This window comes from Mycobacterium sp. 1164966.3, from assembly GCF_001665395.1.
Classification (GTDB): Bacteria; Actinomycetota; Actinomycetes; order Mycobacteriales; family Mycobacteriaceae; genus Mycobacterium.
Map to the genome: position 1 here is coordinate 1 of NZ_LZSG01000029.1, position 17082 is coordinate 17082.

Sequence of the window (17082 nt, forward strand, 5' to 3'; positions counted from 1 at the left end):
AGCCTGGGCCGCCCCCGGGCCCGCCCCGCCAGCCGGTGCACCCGCCCGGTCCGCCACGCGCGCCGGCCCCGCCGCCGGCACACCGGCCCGAGGCGTCCTTCGGGCCGCTCTACATGACCCCGCCACTGCCCCCCGACCACGGCTGGCGACGACTTGTGCGGCGGGCCACCTTCGGCCTGGTCAAGCCTGGTCCGTCGGCGGTCCAACGCGAAGAGGCGCAGTTCCGGGCAGCCATCCAGGTCCCGCTGCGCGGCAACCACAAGGTCGGAGTGCTGGGCAAGGGCGGCGTCGGAAAGACGTCGGTGGCCGCCAGCGTCGGATCGATCCTCGCCGAACTGCGCCAACAGGACCGCATCGTGGCGATCGACGCCGACACCGCGTTCGGGCGGCTGAGCAGCCGCATCGATCCGCATGCCAACGGCTCGTTCTGGGAACTGACCGGAGACGTAAACCTGCACTCCTTCAGCGACGTGATCGCGCGAGTCGGCCACAACGCCGTCGGCTTGTACGTGCTCGGCGGTGAACCGGCGGCAGGCCCGCGCCGAGTGCTCGATCCGGCGATCTACCGGGAAGCCGCGCGGCGGCTGGACCGGCATTTCGCGATCTCGATCATCGATTGCGGCTCCACGATGGATTCCGCGGTCACCCAGGAAGTGTTGCGCGATCTGGATGCGCTGATCGTGGTGTCCTCGCCGTGGGCGGACGGGGCGTCGGCCGCCGCCAAGACCATGGAATGGCTGGCCGATCACGGCCTGGACCGGTTGCTGCACCACAGCATCGTGGTCCTCAACGACTCCGACGGCCACGCCGACAAGCGCACCCGGGCGTTGCTGGCTCGCGAGTTCGTCGATCACGGGCGGCCGGTGATCGAGGTGCCCTTCGATCCGCACCTACGGCCCGGCGGCGTCATCGATGTGCGCCAAGAGATGGCGCGCGCAACACGGCGCAAGTTCATGCAGGTCACCGCGACCGTCACGGGCTACTTCGCGGCGCGGCCCGCCACCCACGACCGCGCAGTCCGCTGAGCCGCGGCGCCTTAGCTGGGTACCGCTCCGGCCCGGGCCGCCGGGTCCGCGATCGCCTCGATCTTGGTGACCAGCTGGCCGGTGATGCTCAGTACCACGGCGGCGAAGAGCCGGCGGTCGGCGAATGCCAGCACGACCGGCTGCCCGACCGGACCGCAGACGAGTGTGACGCCCGGCCCCAGATACCTCAGCAGGTTGGTGGCCACCGCGTCCGGGCCGTGGTTGACCTGTGGCGGCGGCGCTGGATGGGCAAGTACCGTCCCCACTCCCCACACCGTCGGATCCAGGACCGCGGCCAGCGCGGCGATGTCACCGTTGGCGCACGCGGTGATGAATTTCTCGGTGACGAGCTGGTGCTCGGCTGAGGCCACCTCACTCAGCTTCGGTTGTGCCTCAGTGAATTTGCCGCGGGCGCGGCGCGCCAGCTGACGGCAGGTGCCAACGGGACGGCCGACGGTCGCTGCGATCTGGTCGAACGGCAGCCCGAACACGTCGTGCAGCACGAACGCCACCCGCTCACCCGGGGTGAGCCTGCGCAATACCTCCAACAGCGCCGTGCTCACCTGGTCATCGAGGGTCACCCGGTCAGCCGGGTCGGCCCGCAGCGATTCGTCGACCAGGGACTCGCGGCCCTGCACGACATCACGACCGGGGTCACCCGGGCGTTCGTAGCGCGCGCGAGCCGAGCGCATGTGATCCAGGCACAGCCTGCTGGTGACGACGGTGAGCCAGCCACGGACGTCGTCGATTTGGTCCGCGTCGACCCGGGAAAGCCGCAGAAACGCTTCTTGCGCAACGTCTTCGGCGTCGCCGACGTCTCCGATGATCTGATAGCCGAGGTTGACCAGATATGGACGGTGCTGCCGCCAGGCGTCCGTGACCTTCTCGCTGACTGACTGCGGTTGGTTCATACATCACCGACGATCTGGCGCGGGAAAAAGTTACCGATTTCGACTGTAACTTTCCGCCGTTGTGCGCCGTCCTTGTGTGCAGAGTCTGGCGAACAGCACCGGCTCAGCACATGAAGGAGCTGCACATGACGATCGTGGTAATCGGAGCAACCGGCAACGTCGGTAGTCCTCTTGTCGCCCAACTCGCGGCCGCGGGCGCCCGGGTGCGGGCGGTTACCCGCACACCGGGGGCGGGCGAGTTTCCTGCCGGAGTCGAGGTATTCGGCTCGGTATCAGAGGCGCTGCCTGGGGCGACGGCGGCATTTCTCAATTCCCGTGCGCTGGGCCCGGACATCGCGGCCATGTCGGCCGTGATCAGTAGGGCCAAGGAGTCCGGCATCACGAAACTTGTTGCCCTGTCGGCGATCAACGCCGATGACGACTATGCCCGCCAGCCGTCCCGCGTTCGTGGCGACCGGAACAAGGAGATCGAACAGCTCGCCGTCGATTCCGGCCTGGACTGGGTTAGCCTGCGGCCCGCGATCTTCGCGACGAACTTCGTCGGCATGTGGTCGGCACAGCTGCGCGCCGGCGACGTGGTGGCCGGGCCGTATGCCGCGGCTTCCAGCGCACCGATCGTCGAGAGCGACATCGCAGCGGTGGCGGCCCGGGCGCTGCTCACCGACGACCTTGTCGGCCAGCGCATCCCGTTGACCGGTCCCCAGTCGCTCACCAACGCCGAGTTGGTGGCAGTGATCGGCACGGTGCTGGACCGTCCGCTGCAATATCTCGAAGTACCTGCCGACGCGGTGCGGCAACGCTTCATCGGTATCGGCTTCAACGCCGACTTCGCCGACGCGTATCTCGCCATGCTCGCCGAGACGCTGGACAAACCCGCCCTCGTCACCCACGACGTGGAGAAGATTCTGGGCCGCCCGGCCCTGACGTTCGCGGACTTCGTGTCGCAGCGTCGTGACCTGTTCAGCAAGTAAGGAGGCAGTTTTCATGTCCGAACCACGTCCACCGCGCTACCTCAAGCCGATGAACAAGCTGATGATGGCCGTGCAGAAGCTCGGGATCCCGACGGGCCCTGCCATGGTGCTCACGGTGCCAGGCCGCAAGTCGGGTCAGCCGCGCAGCACCCCGATGACGCCCTTCGAATTCCGGGGCGGCCTCTACGTGGTGGCCGGCTATCCGGGCGCGGACTGGGCGGCGAACGCGCGCGCCGCGGGCGTCGGCACCCTGGCCAGAGGACGCAGGGCCCGGCGGGTCAGGATCGTCGAACTCAGCCCCGCCGAAGCGCGGCCGGTGCTGCGTGCCTTCCCCAGCGAGGTGCCGGTGGGCGTGGCGTTCGCCAAGCGCTCGGGAATGGTCCGCGACGGCACCTCCGACGAGTTCGAGGCGCTGGCGGGGCGGGTCGCCGTCTTCCGTTTCGAGCCCGTCGCGTCGTAGTTCTTGGGCGCGAGCGTGCATGTTTGTACGCGACACGCCGACAGTGGACGGCATTTTGCGCACGCTCGCGTCGGGTCGTGGCTCAAAGTTGGATCGGCACATGCTTTTCCGCGCAGGCTTCGCGGACCGCGTCGGTCACGTCCTGAGCGCGCAGCGTTTGTAAGTCCTCGACGGTCACCGAACCCTTGTCGTTGCGGTGCTGGGCGGCCACGCGGGAATCGCGCAGTCGCTCAGCACGTTCGACCACGTTGCGGGCAAAGCGGCCGTTGTGCATGACGTCGATGCCGTGCTCGCCGTCGGACGCGCGGTAGCCGCGCAACGTCGCGCAGGCGGCGCTGAGCGCCTCGCACGCGGCGGGCTGCAGAACGGTGGCCCGCGGCTTGCCGTAGCGGACAGCGATCTCCACCAGCTCGTCGGGCGTGTAGGACTCGAACCGCAACTTGCGGTTGAATCGGCCCGCCAATCCCGGGTTGACAGTGAGGAATTCGTCGACTTGCTGTTCGTAGCCTGCCCCGATGAAGCAGAAGTCGAAGCGATGCGCCTCGAGTGCGACCAGCAGCTGGTTGACCGCCTCCATGCCGATCATGTCGGGCCGGCCGTCCTGGTGGCGCTCCACCAGGGAGTAGAACTCGTCCATGAACAGGATGCGGCCCAGCGAGCGGTTGATCAGTTCGTTGGTCTTCGGGCCCGAGGCGCCGATGTGTTCGCCACAAAAATCGGCCCGCTTGACTTCGAGGATCTCCGGGTGGCGCACGATGCCCAGGCCGGCATAGATCTTGCCCAGGGCCTCGGCGGTGGTGGTCTTACCGGTTCCCGGTGGTCCCACCAGCAGCATGTGGTTGGTTTGATTGGCCACTGGCAAACCGGCCGCCAGCCGAAGCGCGCGGACCTCGATCTGGTCCTCGAGTTCGGCCACCGCCCGTTTGACTTCGCCCAACCCGACTTGGTTGTCGAGCAACGCGCGGCCCTCTGCCAAGAGTTGGGCCCGTCGCTCTTCGTGTTCCTCATCGCGACGCTGCTGCGCGGACCTCTCGGTGCTCACATCCCACTTGTCGGTGCGGGAGCTGATCGCATCCTCGTCAGTAATCGCGAGTTGCAACGACGGGTCGGTCAACGCCTGTTTGGCAGATTCGATCAGTGCGCCGTTGATCGTCGCCTTGGACAACCAGATCTGCGCCTCATGTTCCTCGCCGAGCTGGCGATGCGCCATCCCCCGCACGTAAGCCAGGTCTGCCGCGATCAGTGGAAAGTCGGTGGGATCTATTGCGGTGACAGCGCTTTCGTGATGGCGCCCGTTCGGTCGGGCATGTCCGTTACGCAGCTCGACCCGATCGGTCCAATCCAGGGCGACGCGCGCCTGGCCGAGATGGGCTGCGGCATGGGCCGCCAGGGCGCAGGTTGCCGCGGTGACCGCCGACATGATGATGGCCTGTGGCGGCAAGATGACCGCGGCCACCGAGATGACATCCGGCCACCGCTGGGTCGCGAACATCAGGTAGACCTTGAGGTACTGCTGCCACTGGTGATTCTCCCAGGTGTCCAACAGTGCCGAATCGGCAAGCAACGTCTCGGCTTTCTGGTACTGGCGGTCGTCGATGAGCGCACTGGCCAGCGCCAGTCCCGCATGCGAGGCTTCGGTCACCGAAATCGATAGATAGGGCCCGGCTTTGATCGGCGCCGACAGGCGCACACCGAGCCGGTTGGTTTCCCGATGCAACCGGCCGCCGTACTCGTACAGGTGCTGCACCGTCGACAGCGTTTCGTCGCCCGCGGCGATGCGGCCCAGCCAGGCATCTGCCATCGATGCGTCGATCTCGGTGGCCTCCCGGAACCGCGCTCCGGCTGCGGCGATATCGGCGTGGCCGTCGGCGGTCAGTAAGGCCATCGCCTGGTCGAACCTCTTGCGCGCGGCGGCAATTCCGGTGGTGCTCGTCATAACGGCTCCGCCCCTGCCAGCTCAAGGCTTCGCAACATCGTCGGCTCAGCGGAGACGTAGCGGTTCTCCGCACGGAACAACTCGATCTCCACCGTGTGTACTTGTCCGGCCGCGCTGACTTGCACCGTCGCCGCACCTGTCTGGGTGATGAGCACGTCGGCGGTTCCGCGATAGGGCTCGCCGGGTTCCCCTACGGAGATCAGGGTGTTAGGGCGGGGAGCGGGTGTCAGCGTGCCGTCTACCACGCTGACCGTCGTTCCCGGGACCGGCTTGGGCTGGTCGACGACGGCGATATCCGGCATCCGAACGCTGTTCCACCGCTGCAGGTTTCGGGTGTGGACCGTGATCCGTTCGCCTGCAGCTGCCATGCGGATCACGATCCGCTTGGCCAGCGAATCCTCGGCGGCGATATGCACCCGGCTGAACTCCCCCGCGTCGTCCAGCGGCAGCATCATTCGGTTGCCACCACTGACCTTCCCCAGCAGCACCCCCGATGGCCCGATCGGGACGACGAGCGGGCCGTTCAACGTGGCGCGCCGAATGCCGAGCAACCGCGGCATCGGACCACACAGATTGGCCGCGACGGCAGCCAACTGCTCACCGGGCAACGTTTTCAGCATCGTGCTCGGCGGACCCGTCGGTGGTTGCGCGCTGCGGACTGTCACCGTGGCGGTGACGCCTGCGCCAGGAAACAACGTGATGTTGTGGACGATTCCGTCGGCCCGCATGGACCATGCTTGCGCCAACTTCTCGGCGGTGATGTTGTCGGGCTGGTACCAGTAGGTTGTCAGCCAGCCGTGGTCCCCGCGAACTGAACGCCAGCGTCCGTCGGGCGCGTCCAGCGCGGACCGGCCGAACCGTCGCTCCATCTCGACGATGTCGGTGGCCGTCGCCACCTTCGCGCGGATGCCCTGCTGCCGCATGGCAGCGGTGATTCGCTGACCGGCCGCCAGCGTCGCAGCGCCGAGCGAACGACGCCAGCGCAGCGCTTCGGCGTTATGTAGAGCCGAGATTCGTACGACCAGCCAGGTCTCCCGCTGTCCGGCATACGGTGGCGTGCCGATCAGGGTGTCATACACCCGTGGGTAGTCACCGGTGCTGCGCCGCCGCGCCCCACCGCTGATCAGGCTCAGCGAATCGACCGTCAGGCCCAGGCTGTGCCTCAGCATCGGCACCAGATCCCTGACGTCAAGCGCATTTTCGGTGTGCGTCGCGGTTGATCCGGTGAACAGCGTTGGGCTATGCGCCTTCCCCAGCAGCTGCACCGCGACCACCGCCACGCCGTCCTGGTATCGAATTCCGCCCCCGGCACGGTCATTGACCACCGTCAGCGGTTCCGGCCATGCGATCGGTCGGCGGCGCCGCACCCACAGAGCCAGCCAGGACCACACCTGCTGCCCCCGCCACTTGATCGCTCCCAGTCCGATGCTGATCACCAAACCTACTGCGGCACCGGAGTATTCACCTACAGCCCAGCCCAGCAGGACGGAGAGGAACACGCCGCCGATGATGGTCAGTCTGGTGGCGGTCATCATCGTTCGCGCCGTACCCGCAGGATCAACGAGCCCACCATGATCAGGGCCACCACCCCGCCGGCGAACACCAGCGCCGCGGTGCGGGCACGGTGGTCCGGCGCGGGTGCCGGTGGGGCGGGCCTGATCACCCGACTGGCCGCCGATGGCGGAAGTCGTTCTCCCGCAGGCACATCGAAGGTCAGCGCGGCTACCGGGTCCACCACGCCGTAGCCGACTTGATTGTCGACTCCTCGTGGTGGATTGTGCGCGGTCTGCAAGATCCGGTTGACGATCTGGTGGGCAGACAGCCCAGGGAACTTGGCACGCACCAATGCGACGACCCCACTGACGTACGCCGCCGAGAAACTGGTGCCCCAGATCGGCATGTTCTTCTCGCCCGGACGAATTGGCGGGTAGGCGTTCACCGGGTTACCCGTCTCCGGCGACAATCCCATGATGCCGACACCCGGTGCCGCGGCGGCTACCCAAGGTCCGGCGAGGCTCTTGCCGATCGGTGCGCCGGTGTTGTCCACGGCGCCCACCGACAACACGTAGTCGGCGAACCACGAGGGAGACGACACGGTTTTGACTTGATGCCAATCACGCGGATCGGATGCGTCAAGCGGGTCGTACGACGGGTTCTGGGCGCAATTGTCTTCGCTGTCGTTGCCCGCCGCGGCAACGATCACGGCGTCTTTCACGGTGGCCGCGTACCAGACCGCGGCGCCGATGGCGCCCTGATCCAACGGGTCGGCCGCCGACAAGCATGCGGTCACGCTGACGTTGATCACCTTGGCGCCCACGTTGGCGGCGTGCACGATGGCGCTGGCAAGCGTCGCGATGGTGCCCGCCTTCTTGCGCCCCTCCATGTCGCCCGGGCCGGCGTTGACCGGTTCGAAGGCCCGCGACGACTGGCGGATCGAAACGATCACGGCGTGCGGAGCGACGCCCACGACGCCGTCCGGCGCGCCTGACGGCGGGGGCGGCACTTCCGGGTCGTCAGGGTGCTCGGCGCCGGGATCGCCCGGCCCGTTCGACGGCACATCCTCCGGCGATGGCGGCGGTGGCGGTGGCGCCGACACGGTTTGGGTGATGGTCACCGGGGACGGCGGTGGCGGGGGTGCGGGCGGCGGCGGCGGACCACCGGGCGGCGGTGCAGCGATATCGATCGCGGGCGGTCCGGCCGGAGGCGGGAAGGCCGGCTTGCTCGGCATCCGTGCGGGCATCGGAATGCCCTGCGGCGCAGCGCCGATGACCGACGCGACAATGGTGCCGTGCGCATCGCAGTCGGTCAGCCCGTCACCGGCCATGATGTAGTCGCCGCCGGCGACCACCGGCAGGCGTCGACTGGGATTGATACCGGTGTCGATGACGGCGACCGGTACTCCGTTACCGGTCGAATACTGCCATGCCTTGCTGATGTTCAGCATGGTGAAACCCGGCGCGGTGACCGTCACGTTGGGATCCGCGACGGTTATCGTCCGCGCGCAGGCGAAGCTTTGCCGCATCGGCTGATCCGGGCCCGGTTTGCCGTCCGCCGGCACCCGGCTGGGATCGACGCTGGGCGGCGGAATCGCATGCGCCGCAGGAAGGCTCGTCGCGGACGCGACCAGCAGACCGGTCAGCGCAAGCGAGAAGGCCCGCTGTCTTCGCGTCACTCGCGTCATCGCATCCGCACCCAGGTGAACAATCCGCCGATCCAGGCAGCCAGTGGTAGCGCCGCAATGATCGCTGCGATCTCCACCCATTCGGCGGTCATGCGCACCAATGGGGTGAACCTGGTGATCGGCACCAGCAGCGCCGCCAGCAAGCCGGCGCCACCGAAGCCGGCCAGCACCAGTGCGCCCCACAGCACTGCGTAGGCTGAACCCGACTCGTGCACAACGAATTTGAGCACGCCGGCGCAGACAGCTGCTGCGGCGCCGCAGACCAGCGCGGCGGCCTGCCACTTGTCGGCGAATGCCCTTCCCCGGCTGATGAAAATCACCACGAACAGCGCTGCCAGCACGGCGGCCGGCACGCTGCGCTCACGACCCGGCATCAACGTGACCCATACGGCGCCCGGTAGCGCCAGCCCGGCTCCCACGCAGATACCGGTCAGCACGCTGTTGGCACGTACCGCCGCCGCCGCGATCAGCTCGCCGCGAGGAGTGGTGTCCGGATTCACGTCCTCGTCGGCATTCTCGGCGTCGTCGTGTACGGGCGCCACCACATCCGGGGGCAGACCGGCGCTGCGGCGGAACAGATCGCGTCCGGTGATCGACCCGAAGTACGGGGGGCGGATCCGCGCGACCCAGAGCGCGATCGTCGGCGCCATGGTCAGCACCAGCAACAACGCGACCAACGCGCACATGCCCAGCCACTGGGCCGGAATCGGCCGCCACATCCGCGCGGCCGCGACGGCACCGGAGAGTCCACACAGCGTCACGACGGCGGAGGCCACCTTGGTGTGGTGCCGCGTGGCTGCGGCGATTCCACAGGTCAGCACTGCGGCGGCCAACGCAGCAATGAACACGTGTGCGGAGCCGAGCTTTCCGGGCGGCCCGCCCGCGAGGCTTGCCACCAGGAGCGGGACCGCTACCCACCCCAGTCCGTCGATCATGTCGGTGCGGCGCGGCCACCACCGCCACACCGCGGCCGCGCCACCGGCGGCCAGCAGGCCGGCGCCGCCGGTCACCATGCTCGGCAGCAGCGAATCACTCGCCCAACGCTGGCGGACGGCCAGTCCCAGCACCGTCGCCGCCACCATCGCCAGCATGAAAAGCGCCGTATGCGAGGCGGTTCGGACCGTAACCGGTTCGAACAGCTTCTTGCCGATCCGGGCCAGTCCGGTGGATAAGGACTCGTACTGCGGCTCGAAAGACTCGCCGTGCCCCGCGGGCACCAGGGCGAGGGTGGCGCCATCCTCGACGCCGAGTTCGTCGAGCGTCTTGGTGACGTCCAGCCGCACACCGTTGGCCCTGTTCAATTCGTAGCCGACGCCGGGTTCCAGCCCGCCGAAACCGCGGCGCTTGAGCTCGTCGTTGAGCAGCTCGACGATGTCGTCCAGGAAAACCTCGATCGGCACGGATGCCGGATACACCTGCGAAACCAGGTGCTCACCACAGACGACCGCGACCGCGCAACGCGCCGGAAATGAGACTTTGCCCAGCACCGGGGTCATTAGCGCGGCCTGTCGGCATCTGGAATGTATTTGTCGGCCAATGTCGCAGTGATCTCAAATAGCCGTAGCCGCGTCTTTTTCTTCAGCTCATGCTGAGTATCGATAATCCCGCCCTTGGCGAGATACGGATCGTAAGGCATGAACTCGACCGTCGCGCCCGACTGGCCAAAGCGCTCGGTGAGATACGACCGTGCATCTTCGTCGTATTTGTTGCGGCTGTCGTTCAGAATGACCATGCTGCGGGACACCAATTCGTGATAGCCCAACGACCGCAGCAGATCGATCGCGCGAGTGACCGGCAGCGACGTGTCGACAGTCATGCCGGATACGAATACCAGGGTGTCGCAGGAGTCCAGGACCGCCTTCATCACCGGGTGCTCGAGGTCGTCGGACGTGTCGACGACAATGACCGTGTGCGTTCTCCGCAGCCGTGACAACACGCCGGTGAACATCGAGGGTACCAACGGTCGCGGCTGGTCCGAGGCCCGGTTCCCGGCCAGCACGTCGAGGCCGATGTTGTTCTGCCCCAAGTGCTCTCGGATGTCCGCATAGCCTTGCACGTCAGTGTCGTTCAGCACGGCCGCATAGTCGCCCGGCGGCGATTCGTCGATGCGTCCGGCCAGCGTCCCGAAGCCGGGCGCCGCGTCCACCGCCACCACGTTCTCGGGACGGCACTCGCGGAACGCCGCACCGATGCACGCGGTCATCGTGGTCTTTCCGACGCCGCCCTTGCCGGAGACCACCCCGATCACATACTGCTTTCGGATGTGGCGCCGTATCCTCTCCTGCAATTCCCGATAATGCCTCTCCGCGGGCGATTCGCCGAAGTTAAGGGTCTTGAACGACAGGCGATACACGCCTTTACGCCAGCCCGAGCCCGGCGGAATTTTGCGTGGCGCGACCATATCGGAGATACGCAATGTGCCGGATACCGAATCCAGCCTTTGATAACGCGCGGAAGGTGTTTCTCTACTGACCTGTCCGCCCTTTTCGGCAGAATCGGGTGATGTGGTCCACGGACTGGTCACGATGCCGCTACTAACATATTGCGATACCTCTCGACTACACGACTTTGCGGTACGAATACCACTCTTGATCGGCGGGCAGCCGCCGCATCAACCGGTTGAGCGCAGCAGCGACGTTGCTCCTGGTGCCCGGGGCGATGATCATCCATTTCTTGCCGCCGGCCCCGCCCGAGTAGGCGTGCTCGGCGACCAATCTTCCCTGTGGAGTGTCGATGATCGTCACCACGCTCGGCTCGACGTATGCGCGGGTGGGTCGGCCGGTCTCCACGCCGGACTGGATCGCGACGATCGAGGCCTGGGCTGAGCGCTCGGGGTCGGTGGCCAATGCGAGCGTCTGCATCTGGTCGGCCTCCAGTCCCTGGCTGTCCAGGAATCTGCGTAGTTCCGTCCGGCTGGTTGCGGCGGTCTGCATGGCGTCCGCGTCCAGCGTGACTGGTCGCAGTGCGACGGGTTCCTTCGTCCCGCACAAGCGCTCAATCTGTGTGCTCAGCGCAGCACTGGCCGCGGCTTCGGAGCTGGCCGTTCCCGCCCCGCTGATCCGTACCAGGTCCGCCGACCGTTCGATCGCCACCCACCATTGCGCGAAGCGGGCGAGCAGCACCCGCGCCGGTTCATCGGCTTCTGGTGCACCGATTTGCATGAGCAGCGCGATGTCGCGACGGGAGAGTACGGTCAGCCACTCCACCACGGCAGTGTCGACCGTGTCCGACGCGTCGATGACGCCGGCCGCCCGAAGTTCGGCCGTCACCGGGTGCTCGAGCGCCAACCGCTTGGGCTCGACGCTGGGCAGGTGTGGCCGCAAGCCCAGCTCGGGCGCGAGAACTTCGATACCCGTGAGCACCTGAAGAGCCCACAGGCCGTCGACTGTGGTGGTTAACACGTTGTCCAGACCCAACCAGGGGGGCGCACGCAGCGCGTGCGCCCCCAATTAGCTTGCGGTTTAGATGAAGAAGCTTTGGACGTTGGCGTCGGTGACTTGGGCGCTTTCCATCGTGCCGTCCACCACCCGGTGATGCTGGGTTATGTGATGGGCCAGGTTCTCCAGCCCGTCCAGCATCTGCCGTTGCGCATCGAAGTAGGCCGTCGCGCCCTTGCCCAAGAAGTAATCGGCCAGCGCCTGAGTCCGCTGGAGGATGTCCTGATGGATTTCCATCAGATGCGCTGCCCGCTGAGCGGTATCGGAGGAGAAAGCTCCGATGGCCGCATAGTTGTAGGTGATCTCACTCATGTACTGCTCCCTAGGGTGAAGTTTTGAATTGGATTCCGGCAGACGGTTCGTTCTAGGTCGTTGCGGCGCCGAACAGACTCTGTATGCCGTGCGCGGCGTCGTCTTCGTGATGCTCGAAGAGCACTGCGGTTTTTCCGAGGCCGGCGGTCAGGCGTTGACCGCCGGTGATGGTCTGCGTGAGGTCGTGGTGAATTTGAGCAGCCGTCGCGAGGGAGGCGGTACTGGCCTGGCCACTCCATGACGAGACGTTGACGACGTCCTCGTGGCCGTGCAGGTACTCGTTTGCGATTGCCGTTGCGGTCTGCAGCGCCGACTCGATGTGCTGCTGAGTGGTCCGCAGCAATTCCGTAAACGCCTTCGTCGTACCGCCGTCTGCCATGTGTTTCTCCTCGATTTCCTAAGCTCCCGGGGCCGGGTTCTGCGTAAACGTAGATCGGCTGTCGCAGGCTGTCACTTCACTGTCCGCGGAGGCTCGCGCGCAAAACGGGCGGTTCAGTGGACAACAGGATGCCCCACGTGTCAAACGGAAGATCGCTTGGGTAGCGGGCGTTGCTTAGTCGCCGGTGCGGGTGAAGCTCTCGTCGTAAGCCTGACTGCGGCATTTCGACCCGGGCGCCAGATCCGCGTAGCCGTGCCCGGCGAGCTTCGGAATGGGGTCCTCGGCCGGTTGCGGAATCTGCAGCGAGGCCGTGCTGGTGACGTGGGCGGTGCCGCCCAACGAGCAGGTGGAGTCGAACTCGGTATTGCGGGTCCAGGTTCCGTTCGCGAAGACGAACACCTGGTCGGTGTCGTTCTTCGTGTCGAGGAAGGCGCTCACACACCGATCGCCGGTGCGCAGGCAGTCAGTCCGCACACCCAATTGGTCGACCCACTTGTCGCCGTTGGCATAGATGGTCGTGCTCTCGTAGCGGCCATGCAGTCCACCGGCTGGCGACACCACGCGTCGCGGCAGGCTCGCCGGGTCGGGCAGCAGCGTGGTATCGGTGTCGGCTGTTCGGGTGAACGTCACGCTCCGCTTGAGAAAACACCCGTTGGTCGTGGCTTGGGTGTATTCACCGGTCATGGCTCCTTCGGCCTGCGGCTGGACCGAGATCACGTTCCACGCCTCGTCGTTGTCTCGGTTGCCGCACTTTCTCCGCGACGTGGTGACGGCGAGCCAGCCCGCACCGACCTTGTCGAAAACCACGTCCTTCGCGGGATACCGGCCGCCGCTTGCCGCCGTAGCCACGCAGTTGGCGTCGCTACATGCCGACCGAAGCCGCCAGGACTCCGAAAATGCTCCCGCGTCAGCGTCCTGAGCAGGGGTTCCACTCGACAGGGCCGCGGGACCCAGCTCTGCGGTGAAGGTGCCGGTGAAGGGACCGGTGTTGGGATTGGCAGACGCTGTCGGACCAGGGTGCGGACCAGCACCCTCGTCGTCGGAATTGGACAAGACGAGCGCTACCACCCCGCCTACGACGACGACCGCCGTGCCGATGCTCGCGAGCGCAATGAGCGGACCCTTGCGGGATTGCTTGGGCGCCGGCGGGGGCGCGCCATAGAACATCGGCCGGTACTGATTGAGGTCAGCAGGACCGCTGGGCGGCGGCATGGGCGATTGCTGGGGAGCCGACGGGGGCTGGCCGTACGGCATCGGCCGGTACTGGGCGGGGCCGACGGACGATGGACCGCTCGGGGGCGCCGCATGGTTGACGTGGCCGTATTGCGGTTGCCAGGTGGACCGGGTGTGCGCGAAATGTCCAGCGGCCGTCGGTGCTGGAGGGTTGGGTATCGTCACCGGGCCGGTGGCAGCGGCTGTCGCGGCACGTGCCAGTTCGCGTGTGGTGGTGTATCGGTCGTCGGGTCTTTTGGCCATTCCCTTGGCGATCACCGCGTCCAGCTGTGCGGGTACGTCCGGACGCCGTTCGGACGGGCGTGGCGGCGGCAGGCTGAGATGCCCGCCCATTTGTTGCTCCAGGCTGTTTCCTGGGAAGGGCTGGCTGCCGGTCAGGCACTCGTAGAGCACGCAGGCCAGCGCATAGATGTCGGCTCGCGCGTCGGTCTGGTCGGCGGTGATCCGCTCTGGAGCCAGGTAGGCCCAGGTGCCGATGACGTGGGCGGTCCCCGTCAGGCTGCTTTGACCGGCGGCGCGGGCGATCCCGAAGTCGATCAGATACGCGAAGTCGTCATCACAGACCAGGATGTTGGACGGCTTGACGTCTCTGTGCACGAGGTTGACCTGATGCGCGGCGTGCAGTGCCGAGGCGACCTGGTCGATGATTCGCACCGCCCGTCCCGGGTCCATCCGCCCCTCGCTCAGGATGCCCTGCAGGTCGCGTCCCTTGATCAGTCTCATCGTCACGAAGAGCCGCCCGTCGATCTCGCCGAAGTCGTAGATCGGCACTACGTGCGGCTCATCGAGCCCCGCGGCGGATTTGGCTTCGCGGCGGAAGCGTTCCTGGAACACCACGTCGTCGGCGAACTCGGTGGGCAGGACCTTCAGAGCCACTACTCGCTCGGTGACGGTGTCGAACGCGCGCCACACCTCGCCCATGCCGCCCCGGCCCAGCAGATCCAGCAAACGGTAGCGTCCGAACGGCGTCCCGCTTTCCAAGGCCGCCTCCAAGCAACGGGTCAGCAACTCTTAGCCGGAACGATAAACCCCCGAAAGGCAAACCACTAAAGAACGCCGCTGTTGCAAAACTCGCTGTAGTTATTGAAGCCTGCTGCCAACCTCCTCGGTTCAGTCGCAACGACGCGCCCGTTACAGACCGCTTGCGCCGTCGGCGAGGCCGTCGCCATCGCTGTCTGTAAGCCGCACATTCCAGTGACCGTCGCCATCGGTGTCGACGTATCCGGTGACCCCGTTTTCGCCGGCGCACAACACCCGGTCGGCCACACCATCGCCGTCCGCGTCGAGCAACCGGTCGTCGAGTTGGCCCTGACCGTCGAAGTCGATCAGCGGGCCGCCGGTGTGTTCGGCGCCGTCGAGACCGAACCACCGCAGCTGGCCGCTACGGTCCACGGCCACCGACCACGTCCCGGATCCGTCATCGGTGAAGTAGCTTTCCGGGGTGCCGTCGTCGTCGAGGTCGACCACGGCGTGATCAGCCACCCCGTCGCCGTCGAGGTCGGCCAGGGCATCATCGTGCCTACCGTCGCCGTCGACATCCAGGCCGATCGCGTCGAGGCGGCCGTCGCCGTTGAGGTCCAGGTCGAACGGACGATTCCAGATTGACGCCGTGCCGTCGGCGCCGCCGATGCAATACTCCATGCATTGTTAGATGGTTCGCGACGGCTAGGGGTTCCCCTTCGATTTCCACCACGAGAGCAGTTCGGCCGTTGCCTCGTCGCGGGAAAGCGGTCCGCGGTCCAGCCGTAGCTCTTTGAGATAGCGCCACGCTTCGCCCACTTGCGGGCCCGCAGGGATGCCGAGCAGCTCCATGATCTGGTTACCGTCCAGGTCGGGGCGGACCCGGTTCAGATCCTCTTGGGCGGCCAGTTCGGCGATCCGCGCCTCCAGCCGGTCATAGTTGGCCTGCAGGCGAGCGGCCCGGCGCTTGTTTCGGGTAGTGCAGTCGGCGCGCACTAGCTTGTGCAGCCGCGACAGCAGCGGTCCCGCGTCGGTGACGTACCGGCGTACCGCCGAATCGGTCCATTTGCCGTCGCCGTAGCCGTGGAACCGCAGATGCAGGTAAACCAGCTGAGAGACGTCGTCGACCATCTGTTTCGAGTACTTCAGCGCCCGCATCCGCTTGCGGACCATCTTGGCGCCGACCACCTCGTGATGGTGGAAGCTCACACCGCCGTCGGGTTCGTGCCGGCGGGTGGCGGGCTTGCCGATGTCGTGCAGCAGGGCGGCCCAGCGCAGCACCAGGTCCGGACCCGCATCCTCCAGCGCGATCGCTTGGCGCAGCACGGTCAGCGAATGTTGGTACACGTCCTTGTGTTGGTGGTGTTCGTCGATGGCCATCCGCATGCCGCCGATCTCGGGCAATACCACCTCACCCATTCCGGATTGCACCAACAGGTCGATGCCGGCGACCGGGTCGTCCCCCAGCAGCATCTTGTCCAATTCGGCGGCCACCCGCTCGGCGCTGATGCGGGCCAGTTGAGGAGCCATCTGCTCGATCGCGGTCCGCACCCGCGGCGCCACGGTGAACCCGAGTTGGGACACGAACCTCGCCGCGCGCAGCATCCGCAGCGGGTCGTCACCGAAGGACCGCGATGGCGCCGCCGGGGTGTCCAATTCCCGGGCGCGCAGTGCCGCCAAACCGCCCAGCGGGTCAAGGAACTCGCCCGGTCCGCTGCCCGTGATGCGGACAGCCATCGCATTGACCGTGAAATCGCGGCGCACCAGGTCGTCTTCGAGGCGGTCGCCGAAGCAGACCTCTGGATTGCGCGACACCTGGTCGTACCGATCGGCGCGGAACGTGGTGATCTCCAGCCGGTAATTGTCTTTGCCGACGCCGACTGTGCCGTATTCGATCCCGGTGTCCCACAGCGCATCGGCCCACCCCTGCAGCGTTTGTTGCACCTGCTCGGGGTGTGCGTTGGTGGTGAAGTCCAGGTCCGGAGAGTTCAACCTGCCGAGCAAGGCATCGCGCACCGACCCGCCCACCAGATACAGCTCGTGGCCTGCGGCGTCGAACGCCGAGCCGAGCCCGCGCAGCACCGATGAGTGCTGATTCAGCGCGACCGCGGCTTTGGTCAGCAGTTCGGCATCCTGGGCGAGTTCAGGCACGTTCGATCAGCCTAGTCGGGTGACGACGCGGGCCGGGACGGGCCGCTGAGGAGCCCGACCATCCCACACCGCGGGTGACGACGCGGACCGGGACGGGCCGCTAAGGAGCCCGTGTGACTCGACGGC

At 66.7% G+C, this 17082-nt stretch carries 15 protein-coding genes; 3 read left to right on the forward strand and 12 right to left on the reverse strand.

Annotation, left to right across the window (positions count from 1 at the left end; all coding sequences use genetic code 11):
* Positions 1-35 precede the first annotated feature (35 nt).
* Positions 36-1025, forward strand: a complete 990-nt coding sequence (locus A9W99_RS09890; protein WP_371514943.1) for a MinD/ParA family protein — start codon at positions 36-38, stop codon at positions 1023-1025.
* 11 nt (positions 1026-1036) lie between these two features.
* Here A9W99_RS09890 and sigI read toward each other — a convergent pair whose 3' ends face one another.
* Positions 1037-1936: an RNA polymerase sigma factor SigI gene (gene sigI, locus A9W99_RS09895; RefSeq protein WP_067376305.1), complete on the reverse strand. Its 900-nt coding sequence runs from the start codon at positions 1934-1936 to the stop codon at positions 1037-1039.
* A gap of 125 nt (positions 1937-2061) precedes the next feature.
* Here sigI and A9W99_RS09900 point away from each other — a divergent pair, with 125 nt between their 5' ends.
* Both A9W99_RS09900 and A9W99_RS09905 read left to right on the forward strand, forming a co-directional pair.
* On the forward strand, positions 2062-2907 hold the full coding sequence (locus A9W99_RS09900; protein ID WP_067376553.1) for an NAD(P)H-binding protein: 846 nt from the start codon (positions 2062-2064) through the stop codon (positions 2905-2907).
* Between the two features lie 13 nt (positions 2908-2920).
* The gene (locus A9W99_RS09905; RefSeq protein WP_067376307.1) at positions 2921-3367 is read left to right on the forward strand and encodes a nitroreductase family deazaflavin-dependent oxidoreductase; all 447 of its coding nucleotides are present in this window, start codon (positions 2921-2923) and stop codon (positions 3365-3367) included.
* Between the two features lie 82 nt (positions 3368-3449).
* On the opposite strand, the gene eccA is transcribed toward A9W99_RS09905, so the two are convergent.
* From eccA to A9W99_RS09960, 11 genes are all read right to left on the reverse strand, one after another.
* Positions 3450-5303 (reverse strand): type VII secretion AAA-ATPase EccA, encoded by a 1854-nt coding sequence (gene eccA, locus A9W99_RS09910; protein ID WP_067376308.1) that lies wholly within the window; start codon positions 5301-5303, stop codon positions 3450-3452.
* Positions 5300-6838: a type VII secretion protein EccE gene (gene eccE / locus A9W99_RS09915; protein ID WP_067376310.1), complete on the reverse strand. Its 1539-nt coding sequence runs from the start codon at positions 6836-6838 to the stop codon at positions 5300-5302. The genes eccA and eccE overlap by 4 nt, the downstream gene beginning before the upstream one ends.
* Positions 6835-8484: a S8 family serine peptidase gene (locus A9W99_RS09920; protein ID WP_067376312.1), complete on the reverse strand. Its 1650-nt coding sequence runs from the start codon at positions 8482-8484 to the stop codon at positions 6835-6837. The genes eccE and A9W99_RS09920 overlap by 4 nt, the downstream gene beginning before the upstream one ends.
* Entirely contained in the window at positions 8481-9980 is a 1500-nt protein-coding gene (gene eccD / locus A9W99_RS09925) for a type VII secretion integral membrane protein EccD (RefSeq protein ID WP_082929936.1), read from the reverse strand. Before eccD ends, A9W99_RS09920 begins: the two co-directional genes overlap by 4 nt.
* Positions 9980-11008, reverse strand: a complete 1029-nt coding sequence (locus tag A9W99_RS09930; RefSeq protein ID WP_067376313.1) for a MinD/ParA family protein — start codon at positions 11006-11008, stop codon at positions 9980-9982. The genes eccD and A9W99_RS09930 overlap by 1 nt, the downstream gene beginning before the upstream one ends.
* Before the next feature lie 34 nt (positions 11009-11042).
* Positions 11043-11885: an ESX secretion-associated protein EspG gene (locus A9W99_RS09935; RefSeq protein WP_067376558.1), complete on the reverse strand. Its 843-nt coding sequence runs from the start codon at positions 11883-11885 to the stop codon at positions 11043-11045.
* Between the two features lie 60 nt (positions 11886-11945).
* The gene (locus tag A9W99_RS09940) at positions 11946-12233 is read right to left on the reverse strand and encodes a WXG100 family type VII secretion target (protein WP_067376315.1); all 288 of its coding nucleotides are present in this window, start codon (positions 12231-12233) and stop codon (positions 11946-11948) included.
* A gap of 52 nt (positions 12234-12285) precedes the next feature.
* On the reverse strand, positions 12286-12612 hold the full coding sequence (locus A9W99_RS09945; RefSeq protein ID WP_067376317.1) for a WXG100 family type VII secretion target: 327 nt from the start codon (positions 12610-12612) through the stop codon (positions 12286-12288).
* Between the two features lie 174 nt (positions 12613-12786).
* Entirely contained in the window at positions 12787-14826 is a 2040-nt protein-coding gene (locus tag A9W99_RS09950; protein WP_253869723.1) for a serine/threonine-protein kinase, read from the reverse strand.
* 150 nt (positions 14827-14976) lie between these two features.
* Positions 14977-15486: a pullulanase gene (locus tag A9W99_RS09955; RefSeq protein ID WP_067376320.1), complete on the reverse strand. Its 510-nt coding sequence runs from the start codon at positions 15484-15486 to the stop codon at positions 14977-14979.
* Between the two features lie 24 nt (positions 15487-15510).
* Positions 15511-16956, reverse strand: a complete 1446-nt coding sequence (locus tag A9W99_RS09960; RefSeq protein ID WP_067376322.1) for a CCA tRNA nucleotidyltransferase — start codon at positions 16954-16956, stop codon at positions 15511-15513.
* Between the last annotated feature and the right edge of the window lie 126 nt (positions 16957-17082).

What these genes read in the sequence shown, in the direction of transcription:
- sigI (WP_067376305.1), bottom strand. Translation starts at nt 1,936, where the DNA reads ATGAACCAACCGCAGTCAGTCAGCGAGAAGGTCACGGACGCCTGGCGG.
- A9W99_RS09900 (WP_067376553.1), top strand. Translation starts at nt 2,062, where the DNA reads ATGACGATCGTGGTAATCGGAGCAACCGGCAACGTCGGTAGTCCTCTT.
- A9W99_RS09905 (WP_067376307.1), top strand. Translation starts at nt 2,921, where the DNA reads ATGTCCGAACCACGTCCACCGCGCTACCTCAAGCCGATGAACAAGCTG.
- eccA (WP_067376308.1), bottom strand. Translation starts at nt 5,303, where the DNA reads ATGACGAGCACCACCGGAATTGCCGCCGCGCGCAAGAGGTTCGACCAG.
- eccE (WP_067376310.1), bottom strand. Translation starts at nt 6,838, where the DNA reads ATGATGACCGCCACCAGACTGACCATCATCGGCGGCGTGTTCCTCTCC.
- A9W99_RS09920 (WP_067376312.1), bottom strand. Translation starts at nt 8,484, where the DNA reads ATGACGCGAGTGACGCGAAGACAGCGGGCCTTCTCGCTTGCGCTGACC.
- eccD (WP_082929936.1), bottom strand. Translation starts at nt 9,980, where the DNA reads ATGACCCCGGTGCTGGGCAAAGTCTCATTTCCGGCGCGTTGCGCGGTC.
- A9W99_RS09940 (WP_067376315.1), bottom strand. Translation starts at nt 12,233, where the DNA reads ATGAGTGAGATCACCTACAACTATGCGGCCATCGGAGCTTTCTCCTCC.
- A9W99_RS09945 (WP_067376317.1), bottom strand. Translation starts at nt 12,612, where the DNA reads ATGGCAGACGGCGGTACGACGAAGGCGTTTACGGAATTGCTGCGGACC.
- A9W99_RS09955 (WP_067376320.1), bottom strand. Translation starts at nt 15,486, where the DNA reads ATGGAGTATTGCATCGGCGGCGCCGACGGCACGGCGTCAATCTGGAAT.